The 13,786-nt window shown below is 53.8% G+C and carries 10 protein-coding genes; 3 read left to right on the top strand and 7 right to left on the bottom strand.

From position 1 onward, the window contains the following. The first annotated feature begins 3 nt into the window (after positions 1 to 3). From ACAM29_RS03105 to tal, 3 genes are all read left to right on the top strand, one after another. Positions 4 to 1,218 carry an OprD family outer membrane porin gene (locus ACAM29_RS03105; RefSeq protein ID WP_369623175.1) on the top strand — a complete coding sequence of 405 codons (1,215 nt, stop codon included), beginning with the start codon at positions 4 to 6 and terminating at the stop codon, positions 1,216 to 1,218. 123 nt (positions 1,219 to 1,341) lie between these two features. Beyond that, positions 1,342 to 2,373, top strand: a complete 1,032-nt coding sequence (dusA, locus tag ACAM29_RS03100) for a tRNA dihydrouridine(20/20a) synthase DusA (RefSeq protein ID WP_369623174.1) — start codon at positions 1,342 to 1,344, stop codon at positions 2,371 to 2,373. 34 nt (positions 2,374 to 2,407) lie between these two features. After that, entirely contained in the window at positions 2,408 to 3,358 is a 951-nt protein-coding gene (gene tal / locus ACAM29_RS03095; RefSeq protein WP_369623173.1) for a transaldolase, read from the top strand. 19 nt (positions 3,359 to 3,377) lie between these two features. On the opposite strand, the gene ACAM29_RS03090 is transcribed toward tal, so the two are convergent. From ACAM29_RS03090 to ACAM29_RS03060, 7 genes are all read right to left on the bottom strand, one after another. Next, positions 3,378 to 3,863 carry an STAS domain-containing protein gene (locus tag ACAM29_RS03090; RefSeq protein WP_091823656.1) on the bottom strand — a complete coding sequence of 162 codons (486 nt, stop codon included), beginning with the start codon at positions 3,861 to 3,863 and terminating at the stop codon, positions 3,378 to 3,380. After that, positions 3,860 to 5,029 carry a PP2C family protein-serine/threonine phosphatase gene (locus ACAM29_RS03085; RefSeq protein ID WP_369623172.1) on the bottom strand — a complete coding sequence of 390 codons (1,170 nt, stop codon included), beginning with the start codon at positions 5,027 to 5,029 and terminating at the stop codon, positions 3,860 to 3,862. The genes ACAM29_RS03090 and ACAM29_RS03085 overlap by 4 nt, the downstream gene beginning before the upstream one ends. Before the next feature lie 71 nt (positions 5,030 to 5,100). Beyond that, positions 5,101 to 5,805 (bottom strand): VacJ family lipoprotein, encoded by a 705-nt coding sequence (locus ACAM29_RS03080; RefSeq protein ID WP_091823662.1) that lies wholly within the window; start codon positions 5,803 to 5,805, stop codon positions 5,101 to 5,103. Between the two features lie 199 nt (positions 5,806 to 6,004). Further along, positions 6,005 to 7,066 carry a porin gene (locus ACAM29_RS03075; protein ID WP_369623171.1) on the bottom strand — a complete coding sequence of 354 codons (1,062 nt, stop codon included), beginning with the start codon at positions 7,064 to 7,066 and terminating at the stop codon, positions 6,005 to 6,007. A 321-nt stretch (positions 7,067 to 7,387) separates the two neighbouring features. Further along, the gene (hrpA, locus tag ACAM29_RS03070) at positions 7,388 to 11,302 is read right to left on the bottom strand and encodes an ATP-dependent RNA helicase HrpA (protein WP_369623170.1); all 3,915 of its coding nucleotides are present in this window, start codon (positions 11,300 to 11,302) and stop codon (positions 7,388 to 7,390) included. A gap of 34 nt (positions 11,303 to 11,336) precedes the next feature. Further along, positions 11,337 to 12,995, bottom strand: coding sequence for an AMP-binding protein (locus ACAM29_RS03065; RefSeq protein ID WP_369623169.1), 1,659 nt, complete (start codon positions 12,993 to 12,995; stop codon positions 11,337 to 11,339). Next, positions 12,995 to 13,783 (bottom strand): class II glutamine amidotransferase, encoded by a 789-nt coding sequence (locus tag ACAM29_RS03060; RefSeq protein WP_369623168.1) that lies wholly within the window; start codon positions 13,781 to 13,783, stop codon positions 12,995 to 12,997. Before ACAM29_RS03060 ends, ACAM29_RS03065 begins: the two co-directional genes overlap by 1 nt. Positions 13,784 to 13,786 lie beyond the last annotated feature (3 nt).

The following is a 13,786-nucleotide window of genomic DNA, read 5'->3' as shown; positions in this document are numbered from 1 at the left end:
ACGATGAATATACTCAAAAAACCACTCGCCATTGCATTAGCCAGTTGCGGCATGATCACCACACCAGCTGCCTTTGCCAATGAGCCGAGCCTGGATATCAACCTGCGTACGCTTTACTTCAATCGCGACTTTCGTCAGGGAACCGCAGAAGACCGTGTAGCCGCTTCTCAGGCCGTGCGCATTGATTATGTTTCTCCCTATATCAATGATGTGATCGGCTTTGACGCCTCCCTGTTTGGAGCCCTCAAACTGGATGGCCGCGGTGGCGATGAAAGCATTGGCATGCTTAAAGCCGATGGCGATGACACTGAGAGCTATGCCAAACTGGGCCAGGCATTCATCAAACTGAAGTTGGGTGACGTCACCGAGCTGCGTGCGGGTCGTATGGTTCTCGCGACTCCTCTGCTATACGATGACGATTCTCGCTCAACCCCCAGCTCGACCCAAGCGATCAAGCTGGATACTCAAGTGGGCGGCGCTGACCTTTATGCAATCTACAGTGATCGTGCTGTCAACATGGCCGAAACCGACTTTGACAAGTATGAAGCCAACGGTGAAGAGTACGACCTGTACGTACTCGGCGGCAGCTACACCTTTAATAACGGCCTGAGCATCCAGGCAGCTCACGGCATCGCTGATGACTACCTGCGTCAGACCTACCTGAACGCGTCTTATCCGTTTGAACTGAACAACGGCGACAATATTCTGCTAGATGCACACTATTACTACGGCACGGATGACGGTGACCTTTACGGCCGTGATTATCAGTCCAGCCTGTTCAACCTTGCAGGCCGCTACACGACCGGCGACCTAACCATGACGCTGTCCTACCAGAACATAGGTGGCGATGATGGTTATGACTACAGCTGGGATGGCTTTAACAACGACAACAACATCCTGATGGTCTGGAACTCCGTTCAATATCTGGACTTCAACAGTGCGGATGAACAGTCACTGCAGGTTCGCGCCGACTACAATGTCGCATCTGTACCGGGACTGAGTCTGATGGCACGTCATACCGAAGGTTGGGATATTGATACCAGCACCCAGTCAGATGCCAAAGAAAGCGAAACCGATCTTGAAGCCCGATATACAGTTCAGGGCGGAACGCTTGAGGGCCTTTCACTGCGTGCACGCATTGCTCACATTGAAAGTGAGCAGTTCGACAACGTCGACGAGGTACGCCTGATCGCAAACTACGGCTTCAACGCTTTCTGATCAGCTGTCAGTTTCCTCTTTTTACAGGCCCCCTTTTGGGGCCTGTTTTGTCTCTGCGCCCCGCCGAATCATCCTGCCAGCTGTGTTATAGTAGCCGCCTTGAATCGAACAGAACAGGCAGTAATGAACTCAGCTCAGGCACCACAAAGACTCGACATTTCCAATCCCTCTTCGACACCTGACAGTATCAGCCGGCGATTTTCTGTCGCACCGATGATGGACTGGACAACATCTGATTGCAGGGTCTTTCATCGCCTGTTCTCAGACCACACTTTGCTGTACACCGAAATGGTTACGACAGGCGCGCTGATCCATGGCGACGCCGCACGCCATCTTGACTATCACGCCAGTGAGCATCCAGTCGCGCTTCAGTTGGGTGGCAGCAACCCGAGTGAACTCGCTCAGTGCGCCCGCATGGCCGAAGAGTGGGGCTATGACGAGGTGAACCTGAATGTAGGCTGCCCAAGTGATCGGGTACAGAACAATATGATCGGCGCCTGCCTGATGGCGCACCCGCAGCTTGTGGCGGAATGCCTGGGCGAAATGCGGGCAGCGACAGGCATTCCCGTCACGGTCAAACACCGACTTGGCATTGATGATCTGGACAGCTTTGAACACTTGCACCAGTTTGTCGAGACCGTTCGCCAAAGCGGCTGCACCAGCTTTACCATTCATGCACGCAAGGCGATTCTTCAGGGCTTGAGCCCCAAGGAAAATCGCGATATCCCGCCACTGATCTACGACCATGTTTACCGCATAAAGGCTCTATACCCTGAACTGGAGATCATCATCAACGGCGGCATTAAAACACTTGCCGAGTGCGACCAGCATCTTGAGAGGGTCGACGGCGTGATGATCGGGCGTGAGGCCTACCAGAATCCCTGGCCACTGCTCAGTGAAGTGGACCAGCGCTACTTCGGCATTGATCGTCCGGCGCGCAGCCGCATGGACATTGCCGAAGCATTCATCCCCTATCTGGAGCAGCGCCTGGCTGAAGGCGCTCCCCTGTATGCCGTTGCCAAACACCTGCTTGGACTCTTCCACGGCCAGCGTGGCGGTAAACAGTTCCGCCGATATCTAAGCGAAAACGGTCATGCAAGGGAAGCAGGCGTCGACACCTTCAGGGCCGCGCTTGCATTGGTCGCACAGGATTGAGCTAAAGACTTCATTTGCTTTTACAGGACTAGATTTGATGAACCAGCTTGAACAACTGAAACAGATGACAACCGTGGTGGCGGATACCGGCGATATTGACGCCATCCGCCAGTTTGCACCGGTCGATGCCACCACCAACCCATCACTGCTGCTCAAGGCCGCACAGGATGCAAAATATACCCCCCTGCTGAAGGAGGCACAGAACTGGGCTGCTGCACAATCCGCCAACACAACCGAGCAGCTCGGACTAATGACAGATCGCTTCGCCGTACTGATCGGCCGTGAAATTACTCAACTGGTACCGGGACGCGTCTCTACCGAAGTTGATGCCCGCCTGTCATTTGATACGACAGCCACGGTTGCCAAGGCGCGAGAGCTGATCAGCATGTACGAAGCCCTTGATATTCCCCGGGAACGCGTATTAATCAAGATTGCCTCCACCTGGGAGGGTATCGAAGCCGGCCGCCAACTGGAGCAGGAAGGCATCAACTGCAACCTGACCTTACTGTTTGGCTTTGCTCAGGCTCGCGCATGTGCCGACGCCGGCATTTATCTGATTTCACCCTTTGTTGGCCGCATACTGGACTGGCACAAAGCTCGAGAGCCAGAAGCTGATTTCAGCCTCCAGCGTGACCCGGGGGTACAGTCAGTGGCTCGCATCTACCACTACTACAAAGCACACAGCTACGATACGGTAGTGATGGGTGCCAGCTTCCGCAATATCGGCGAAATCCAGTCATTGGCTGGCTGTGATCGACTCACGATCAGCCCTGCCCTGATGCAGGAATTGGCCGGCACTGAGCAGCCCCTGCACCGCAGGCTGTCAGCTGAATGCAGCAGCGATGATACTCGCCTACACCTGAACGAAAGCGACTTCCGCTGGGATATGAACGAAGATGTAATGGCACAGGAAAAGCTGGCAGAAGGGATTCGCAACTTTGCCAAGGATCAGATCAAGCTGGAACAACTACTGGCAGGGCACTGACGGTTGCAGGAGAGCGGCTTTAACGGCAGCTCTCCAATGTTGCGACCAGATCCTTAAAAGCGTTACGGTTGGACTCGTTCAGATCAATCAGCACCTTGTGAGCATCGAGAATTCGCTCGCGCACTTCATCTTCAGATTCCTGCACAAAAGGCACCTGTTTCAGATCACAGCGACTGGTAGGTAACTCTTCCAGCAGTACAAATACGCGATCAAACCCCATACTGTAGAGAATGCGTGTGATATCACCGTTGGTGGACACCAAGGTCGGCAACGGCATTCCTTTTTCTCGCGCCTTGATCGCAAGCTTTGCAATCAACCCAAGAGATGTGCTGTCGATGTTGTCCGTTTCAGTCAGGTCAACCAGCGTATCCGACACATCTTCACGCTCCAACACGGCTTCGAGGTGTCGCTCGATAGTCGAGCAGAGGGTCAGGCGTACATCACCTACAAACTTCAGAACGTAGTGCCCGTCGCGGCACGCGTAATAGATCGCCCCATCACTCATAAAGACTCTCTGCGTACAGTCATGATCGCCACATCATCGGGATGTCCCCGCCCGGCGGGCATCATACTCTGCAAAAACTCGTCTGGCGACCCGTATTTTGCACTGCACATATTCAACAGCACCTGCTCTTTATCTTCCAGTGTTTCACCATCAATCACTTCAAGCACACCATCGGAGAACAGAGTCAGTGTAAAATTGTCGCCAAGCGAACACTCTAACTCATCAAACACCGGCTCTTCAAACAAGCCGAGGGGCATACCCCTCCCTTCCAGAAAACGCACTCGCCCATCCTGAAGCAAAATCGGCAGTGGATGATGACCACCTACAGCATAGCTCAGGGTTTGAGTATCGTGGTTAATCAAACCTACAAACATGGTCAAATGCTTGCCCAGCGAAGTCAGCAACATTTCCCGATTGATGCGGTGCAACGTGGCAGAAGGAGACAGAATGTCAAAGCTTGAATTACGGCGGTAGTTACGCAGCAGCCTGTGTGTCATGTTTTTCAGCAACACCGTCACCAGCGCCGATGAAGCACCATGCCCGGAAACATCCGCCAGATAGAACAGACTCAACTTGTCACTGACAACAAAGGCATCAACAAAATCACCACTGAGTAACAAGGAAGGCTGGAGCACATAGGCGTACTCGATACCATTGATCACCTGCTGCTGAGGCGGAAGCAGATTCTGCTGCACCTGCTGAGCAGCATGCTGATCTTCACGCAGTTCATCCAGGCTACGCTCAAGGCTGTCACGCAGACTGCGGACCTCCTCAATATAGCGTGCTCGCTTCAATTGCCGCTCAACCGAACGAACGAACAACTCAGGGTGCAGATCCAGCTCGCCCGATACATAAACATCATCAGCCCCGCTACGCAGCGCAGCAACCAAACTCTCGGCCGTGCCTTCATTGATCAGGGCGATAAGTGGCTTGGGGTTAAGTCGCTGCGCGATGCGATCCATCAGCAGGCTACTGCCGACAGAAGCAAGGTCAAAAATTATCAGAGAAATATCATAATGGTCGAGCTGTTGATCGGCATCATCAGTGTCACGACAAACAATCAGACGCAGACGCTGATGATCACATTCTTCACAGAGCTCGAAGATACGATCGGTGGTGTGGGTGTTGTCTGAGACCAGCAACACCCGCTGATGGTGTAGACCCATTAATCAGCCATTAAGAGACTCTAAATCAAGAGTCTCAACAGTAGCCACAACCGCGCCCGGTTGCAACTGAATCAGAAGTCGTTCTTGTAGTCGACATCAACGGCTTTATCGTTAATCTGATATTCACGACGCTGCATATACGCATCACGAATAAAACTGTATTTGTCGCCACTGATGATCTGCTCGGCCTGAAGCAACCGGCTGCGAGTATCAATCAGGCGCAGACCGTAAAGCGCATTGCGGTCAGACGTATCACCGACTTGGCGTACAGGATCGACCGCGCTATCCGCGAGCAGTGAAATACCGTCACGCGGGTTGCTTGGCCCCAGCAGCGGCAGCACAAGATAAGGCCCCGAAGGCATGCCCCAATAACCCAGCGTCTGACCGAAGTCTTCAGGCTTCTGAGCTATTCCCATCGGTGTTGCCACATCAATCAGACCAAACAGACCGAAGGTTGAGTTGAACGTAAGGCGAGCAAAGCTCTGACCGGCCGCTTCAAGCTTGAACTGCAGAAGATTGTTGAGCAGATTGCGCACATCGCTCAGGTTATCGAAGAAATTACTGACGCCCTTTTCGGCAATGTCAGGCGTGACATAACGGTATCCCTGCGCCAGCGGCTTCAACGCATACTTGTCCACGCCTTCATTGAAGTTGAATACCGGGCGATTAAAGCCTTCCCAAGGGTCAACTTCGCTGTTCGCCGACAAAGGGGCAGCAATAGCCGCCAGCGAAAAACCGGTTACCAGAAGCCCTGTACGCAGTGCAGATTTCAGCATGCTCGATCCTTAAAAGCTGACATGACAATGGGGCAATTCTATCTCGGGGGGCAAACAGAGTAAATGAGCTCACTTAAACTAAGCCAAGTAGCAGCCATTCAAGCAAATATTCTCAATAACACTGGAGTGATAATGTCTCTAATAATGCAAAAAGGCTCCCGAAGGAGCCTTTTTCGCAAGGAACTAATATCAAGCGATATTAGAAGTCCAGACGGTAGCCGATCATCCACAGATCTTCAGCAACACGCTTGCCACTCAAAGTAGATGAAATTGCAGCAGCTTCTTCGTCGAAGTCAGTGTAACCAACCCATGCATAGCCACGGTTACCCAGCTTCTGCTCAACCTCAATACCCCACTGATCTCCATCGTCTGAATCATTAACAAGACCAGAACCGTAAGGAGTAGACAGTGCACCATTCAGATCAGCTTCAATGTTACCGTAACGAGCTTTAAGAGCTGTTGCACCGATCTGGTACTGTGCCGCCAGTTCCCAAACTGTCAACTCAGAATCGCCTGCAAACGTGTAGGCATTCTGGTAAGAAGCATAGGTAGCAGCCTTGTCTTCACGCTCTTCATACTTAGCAGAAAGAGTCAGGTCAGCGATCTTGTAAGTAGCACCCAAGCCCCAAATTTCAGACTCATATGCACCATTCTCAACATTACCGTAAGAAACAGAAACGCGGAGGCCTTCGACGCCAGTGTACTGGGCACCAAGGTTGTATCCGTCTACGTCATCGTCGAAGTTGTTATCGCTGTCGCTACCAGTGCTAGCAATAACTGCACCAGCTACAACCTGAAAACCACCCATCACAGGAGAAGCGTAAGCCAGAGTATTATCAGTACGCTTGTGCCACTTGTTACCCAGAGCAAAAGCTTCACCGAAATCGCCGTCAGCACCCTGGAAGATATTAGTATGGCTGTTAACCATGGTGTAGTACGGGTGGTACTGACGACCAACCAATGCAGTACCCCAGTCGCCAGTCAAACCCATCAGACCCAGACGAGCTGCGAACATGTCGCCGCCATTATCAGTAGTCGCTACATTAGCTTCCCACTGGAACAGGCCTTTAGTGTTTTCCATACCAAGATCGACATCGCCTTTGATACCGATACGGGTAGATTCATCACGCAGGTCCATATCAGCGCCATCAGCACCCACAAGACCCATACGGAAAGAACCGTACAGAGTAGCGTCAGCCTGAGCGACCATCGGAGCAGTCATGGCACCAGCAACAGCCAGAGCAATCAGTGACTTTTTCATCAACATTTCCCCTTCATTCAACATACTAGTAGTGAATTCTAGTTTTTCTCAGCACTATCAGCGCTATCAGAAAAATACTATAAATCCAGATTATTGCAAACCAATCAAAGCAAAAAGTTCCATAACTTTTAAACTTTTACCGGTTCGATGTTGCATGGTAACTGCCCTCCCTTGCAAGGTTCTCTGCTGAGAATGGCTCGCGTCCGGCTGAGCAACCACCTAAATTGGCGGCATTACAGCACAAGCACCGCACTGGTGCAACCCTTTAGGGCCTTTGCTCGCAAGGGCTGGACGGGTTTTTGACCCCCGTCATAACAATACTCAAAGCTCGGCCAGGGCCTGTTTAAGGCGTTTCTCTGAAACAGTCACTTTTGTACCCAGCTGCTGAGCAAACAGGGACACTCTGTATTCCTCCAGCAGCCAGCGAAAACGACTCAGGGCCTGCGGTAGCTCATGGCGCGCCCGGTACTCCTGCCCCTTTTTTTTATATTGCTGCCAGAATTGGCTTAATTGATCTGACAGCAGGCATTGCTGGCGGAGATCGCGCTGATATTTTTCCAGCCGGATTTCAATCGCCTGCAGATAGCGCGGATACTGTTGCAACCACTCCTCATCCGTACGACTAAGGTAGTGCGGATGCATCAGTTCCGCCAACTGCTGCTTAATATCATTCAGGACAGGCACAGCCTGCAGGTTAATGCGCCCCCCCAGCTGTTTGTTAATACGGTGCACTGATTGATGACACTGCAGCACAAACTGACCAATCTGCGACACTTCATCGGCAATACTGCCTCGCATCTGTTCACGCAAGGCATCAAAACGGTCTTCATCGCGGGGTAACTGCTCAGGATCAAGACCGGAAGCACGCCGCGCAGCCAGCAGCAGAACCTCATCTTCCAGCCGTTTGCGCTCAAACAGTTTTCCGGTCAGGATCAGGCTTTGGTTCAACTGCGGGATATCGCGGCGCAGGTATTTGAATTGCTGTGCCGGCAGCGACAACAGCAACAGTCGGCAGATACCCAGCAGGCTTTCCTGCTGAGCCAGATCGGGAGAAGGCATCACTTTAAGTTCAACATTGTCCTGCCGATCAATCAGTGCAGGCCAGACTTCGACTTCGATGCCACCCGCCTGACGCAGTCGCAATGACGCAGGCAACTCACCAAAATCCCAACCGGTAATACCGGTTTTGCCCCATTGTTGTGACGGCCCTGACTGCAGTGCCGCTTCAGCCTTGTCACCGAAGCGACGGTTAAGCGCGTCCCAGTCACGCCCCTCCCCCACGACTCGATCCTTTTCGTCACGCAGACGCAGGTTGAATCGATGATGCGGCTCCAGCTCTACATCACGCAGGGTATCGGCATCAATTCGGATACCGGTCATGCGCAGCAGCTGAAGCGCCAGTGCTTCGTACAGATCACCCTCTGCAAACACCACTGCAGCACAAAAGGCTTCAACATAGTTGGGTACAGGTACATAGTGCTTGCGCAATGACTTGGGCAGCCCCTTCAGAATCGCTGTTACCTTGTCTGCGAGCATCCCCGGTACCAGCCACTCCAGCCGCTGCAGCGGTGCGATACGCAGCAGTGCCAGGGGCAGCTCCAGCGTCACGCCGTCATCCTCGGCACCTGGCTCAAACTGGTAGCTGAGTTTAAGCCTGGCTCCCTCCAAATCCAGATAATCCGGGTATTGGCGTGCTGTTACATGAGCCGCTTCACGCTGCAGGATATCCTCTTCACGCATAAACAGCGCTTCGGGGTTATCCTGCTCAACCTGTTTGCGCCAGTGCTCAAAGCCCTTGCCGTTGACGACATGAGTGCCCTTCAACTCCTCAAAGCGCTGGGCATAGAAAGCGTACAACTGCTCCTCGTCAACCAAGAGGTCGCGGCGGCGTGACTTGTCCTCCAGCGCCTCGACACTGGCCAGCAGTTCACGGTTATGCTGGAAGAAGGCGGCACTCGTTTGATACTCACCTTCTACCAGCGCCGCGCGAATGAATATTTCATGGGAGGCAACCGGATCGATGGCGCCATAGTTGACCTTGCGCTTGGGCACAATGATCAACCCGAACAGGCTGACCTGCTCAGTCGCCACAACCTGAGCACGCTTTTTCTCCCAGTGCGGCTCCATCCATGTTTTCTTGATCAGATGCCGAGCCGGGGCTTCTACCCACTCAGGTTCAATTCGCGCCACTTGGTGTGCAAACAGCTGACTGGTTTCCAGCAATTCTGCCGCCATGACCCACTTGGGGGCTTTCTTGAACACCCCCGAAGCCGGAAATATCTTGAAGCGACGGTTACGCGCACCCAAATACTCGCCTTTCTCCTGTTTGAAACCGATCTGACTGAGCAGCCCAGCCAGCAGGGAGCAATGCATTGCCTTGTAGTCCGCTGGCTCGGTATTTTCCTTCAGGCCCAGTTCACGGATGCTCAAGTGCAGCTGGCGGTGTACATCACGCCACTCACGCAGGCGCATGAAAGAAAGAAAGCTTTTCTGACACCAGCGTCGCAACTGGCCCTGGCTGAGCGCTTCGCGCTGTTCATTGTACAGATCCCACAGATTGACCAGCGAGACGAAATCAGACTCTTCATCACTGTGTTCCTTGTGCTTCTGGTCTGCAGCCTGGCGTTTGTCATGCGGGCGCTCACGCGGATCCTGTACGCTGAGTGCACTGGCAACTATGATCACTTCACGCAACGCATCCAGCCGGCCGGCCTCAATCACCATGCGTGCGATGCGCGGGTCCACTGGCAGCCTTGCCAACTGCCGTCCGATCGGCGTCAGGCTGCGTGAACTGTCGACCGCACCCAGCTCCTCCAGCAGCTTGTAGCCATCATTGACCATGCGACTGTCGGGCGGATCAACAAACGGGAAGTCTCGGACATCACCCAACTTGAGCTGCAGCATCTGCAAGATAACAGCTGCCAGATTGGTGCGCCGAATCTCGGCGTCGGTAAACTCAGGTCTACCAAGAAAGTCTTCCTCGGAATACAGGCGGACACAAACACCCGGCGCCACACGACCGCAACGACCAGCGCGCTGATTGGCGCTGGCCTGGGATACGGCCTCAACCGGAAGTCGCTGCACTTTAGAGCGATAGCTGTAGCGAGAGATACGCGCCAGACCGGGATCAATTACATAACGGATACCCGGCACAGTCAGCGATGTTTCAGCCACATTTGTCGAAAGTACAATGCGGCGCCCCGCAGCCCGACCGCCATGAAACACCCTGTTTTGTTCCGCGAGTGACAAACGCGCATAGAGTGGAATGATTTCAGTGTCACGCAGTTGAGCCTTACGCAACAGGTCGGCGGTTTCACGAATTTCACGCTCACCCGGCAGAAATACCAGAATATCACCGGGGCCTCCATTTCGCTTGGCGCGATCAATTTCGACCAACTCATCCACCGCTGCCAGAATTCCCTGCTGCAGGTCCAACGCCTTCTCATCCTCACCCTCCATTTCATGCAACGGGCGGTAAAGAACATCAACAGGATAGGTGCGACCGGATACTTCGATCACTGGTGCATCATCAAAGTGCTTTGAGAAACGCTCCAGATCAATGGTGGCTGAGGTGATAATGAGCTTGAGGTCAGGTCGCCGCGGCAACAGACGCTTGACGTAACCAAGCAGAAAATCGATGTTGAGACTGCGCTCATGGGCTTCATCGATAATCAATACTTCGTACTTATCAAGAAAACGATCATGCTGGGTTTCAGCAAGCAGAATACCGTCGGTCATCAGCTTGATCTGGGTATTGTCACTTACCTGATCATGGAACCGCACCTGATACCCCACACGCTCGCCCAGCGAAGTTTTCAGCTCTTCGGCAATACGAGCAGCAACGGTGCGCGCCGCCAATCGGCGTGGCTGGGTGTGGCCGATCAGGCCACGGCAACCCAGCCCCAACTCAAGGCAGAGCTTGGGTATCTGGGTGGTCTTTCCGGAACCGGTCTCGCCAGCGATTACAACCACCTGGTGCTCAGCAATGGCCTTGAGCAGTTCCTCGCGACGTTCCGATACCGGCAGATCAGGGTATTCAGGCTTTGCAGGCAGGGCTTTCAAACGTTCGACCTGAGCCACTGAAGCGTCAATCTGTTCATTCAGGCGTTGCAGGCGATCCGGGTCAGGCGTTTGAGTATTACGCTGCAAACGGTTGAGATCTCGCTGCAAACGGAAGCGGTCCGCGAGGCGAACCTGCTGCAGCCTCTGTTTCAAGCTAATAATGGAGTCAGACAAACCGATACAACCTGTTGCGGGTAAATGAATGTGTTCAGAGAGTACGGCGCCCCAGCGCCTGCTCGCGCAACGCACGGCGCGAAACCTTGCCGATCGAGGTACGCGGCAACTGCTGGCAGAACTCTACCAAGCGCGGCACCTTATAGGGTGTCAGCCGTTCACGGCAATAGTCGCGTACTGCCTTGATGGTCAGTTGTTGACTGGCAGGCACCACGTAAAGCTTGATCTGCTCACCACTGCAGCTGTCCGGTAGCCCTATCACAGCGCATTCCAGAATATCCGGGTGGCACGCAATAATATCTTCCAGCTCACTGGGATACACTTTGAAGCCTGATACATTGATCACCTCCTTGCGACGGTCAATGATACGCAGATAACCCTGTGTATCGATCAGACCGATATCCCCTGTATCCAACCAGCCTTCATGAAAGGCCTGCTGTGTTTCGCCATGCTGATGCCAATAGCCCTGCATCAATTGTGGCCCGCGTACGAAAATGGAGCCAATCTCGCCATCGGGCAATCTCTGGTCCTGCTCACCAATGATACGAACCTCTGTATCCGGCAACGGACAACCGACACTGCCCAGATGAATATCATCGGGCCGGTTCACACTCACCACCGGTGAACACTCGGTCAGGCCGTAACCTTCACAAATAGCGTTGCCCGTCACTTGCTGCCAGCGTTGTGCCACCGATTGGGTGAGCGCCATACCGCCTGAAATGGTCAGCTTCAAGCGACCAAAGTCCAGGCGCTGAAACTCCGGTTGCTGACATAGAAAGATGAACAGAGGGTTAATTCCGGCCACTACAGTCGGATCGAAACGATCCCAGCATTTGACCAGAGTCCGGATACGACGCGGGTCCGGTACCAGCTCAATACAGCTGCCAATACTCAACATGACCAGCGTCAACATGAACGAGTAGATATGATACAGCGGCAAGGGTTGCAGCAGTTTTTCCTGACCCGGCTCACAATAGTGGTCAAGCAAGGCACGAATCTGGGCCAGATTCGCCAGCAGTGCCTTTTCGCTCAGCATGGCACCCTTGGCAGGCCCTGTCGTTCCACCGGTGTACTGCAACAATGCCAACGACTCCTGTTGGCCGAACCGCTCCGGCGGCTGCCAGATCAAGCCGCCGCCCTTTTGCATCACTTGGGTCAAGCGCATGCATTGTATACCTGATAATTGTGGTACCGGCTGGAGCAACTGAGCCGCACCGCCTCGTTTAAAGCGGGCGGCCAGATTCAGCACCCAGCGCTTGCGCAGAGGATGCAGATCACCCAGCTCGGTGGTAACCAGATATTCGATTTCGGTGCCGGCAAGCTGTTGGCACACCTGCGCCTCCAGCGGCGCAAAGGCAACCAGCGCACGTGCACCCGAGTCTTTCAAGTGCTGACACAGCTCTTCACTGCAGTAAAGGGGATTGGTATTCACCACCACCAGTCCCGCTCGGCGTGCCCCAAACAGCACTACCGGATATTGCATCAGATTGGGGAGCTGCAATGCGATTCGGTCGCCCGGCTGCAAATCGGTTTCATGCTGCACCCAAGCGGCAAAGCGACGTGACAGACGATCCAGATCAGTAAAGCTGATACTGGCGCCCATATGCCCAAAGGCCGGACGCTCATCAAAACGGCGCGCCAGCAACTGGAGCATGTCGGACAGGCTGTCGAACTGCGGCCCGGGCGCCTGCATCAGGACGCCTCCGACAAATCACATACAACTTCGCCGTCATTGAATACAACCAGCTCACCCGCCTGCAGCCGCTGCCACTTTTCGTTATCCGTGAGCGGTTCGGTGGCAATGACAGTAACCACATCATTCGGTGTTGTTTCAGCGCCAAAATCCACGCTCATCTCGCAGTCTTTCAACCGAGCCTCGCCAAAAGGTGCCCGCCGTGTAATCCAGGCCAGCTTGGTGCTGCAATAACAGAACAGATGGGTAGACTCACTCAACAGCATGTTGAACACGCCCAGCCCGCGCAGCCTCTCACAGCACTGGTGAATAAAGCGCTCCAGCTCATGCAAGTCAGTTGGGCGTTCGGGGTAGCGATTGCGGATCTGATCCAGCAGCCAACAGAAGGCATATTCGCTGTCGGTGGTACCCACTGGATGATAGAACTTCAATGGCCAGTCGAATAGCTTCGGGTCAAGCTGACCGTTATGGGCATAGGTCCAGCTATAGCCCCACAGCTCGCGGCTAAACGGGTGGGTATTTTCCAGGCAAACCTGGCCGACATTGGCCTGACGAATATGGCTGATCACCACCCTGCTCTTGATCGAGTAGTCCGCGACCAGATTCGCAATGCGCGAGTCCGCACTGGGCTTGGGATCATGAAAGCAGCGCAGCCCCTTGCCCTCATAAAAGGCGATACCCCAACCATCTCGATGCGGGCCAGTACGACCACCTCGCTGCATCAGACCAGTAAAGCTGAAACAGATATCCGTCGGCACATTGGCACTCATGCCAAGCAATTCGCACATGGC

Source organism: Marinobacterium sp. BA1 (genome assembly GCF_041155135.1).
GTDB lineage: Bacteria > Pseudomonadota > Gammaproteobacteria > Pseudomonadales > Balneatricaceae > Marinobacterium > Marinobacterium iners.
The sequence above is the reverse complement of the archived record's forward strand: the minus strand, read 5'-3'. Positions and strand labels throughout refer to the sequence as shown.

What these genes read in the sequence shown, in the direction of transcription:
- ACAM29_RS03105 (WP_369623175.1), top strand. Translation starts at nt 4, where the DNA reads ATGAATATACTCAAAAAACCACTCGCCATTGCATTAGCCAGTTGCGGC.
- dusA (WP_369623174.1), top strand. Translation starts at nt 1,342, where the DNA reads ATGAACTCAGCTCAGGCACCACAAAGACTCGACATTTCCAATCCCTCT.
- ACAM29_RS03090 (WP_091823656.1), bottom strand. Translation starts at nt 3,863, where the DNA reads ATGAGTGATGGGGCGATCTATTACGCGTGCCGCGACGGGCACTACGTT.
- ACAM29_RS03085 (WP_369623172.1), bottom strand. Translation starts at nt 5,029, where the DNA reads ATGGGTCTACACCATCAGCGGGTGTTGCTGGTCTCAGACAACACCCAC.
- ACAM29_RS03080 (WP_091823662.1), bottom strand. Translation starts at nt 5,805, where the DNA reads ATGCTGAAATCTGCACTGCGTACAGGGCTTCTGGTAACCGGTTTTTCG.
- ACAM29_RS03075 (WP_369623171.1), bottom strand. Translation starts at nt 7,066, where the DNA reads ATGAAAAAGTCACTGATTGCTCTGGCTGTTGCTGGTGCCATGACTGCT.
- ACAM29_RS03065 (WP_369623169.1), bottom strand. Translation starts at nt 12,995, where the DNA reads ATGCAGGCGCCCGGGCCGCAGTTCGACAGCCTGTCCGACATGCTCCAG.
- ACAM29_RS03060 (WP_369623168.1), bottom strand. Translation starts at nt 13,783, where the DNA reads ATGTGCGAATTGCTTGGCATGAGTGCCAATGTGCCGACGGATATCTGT.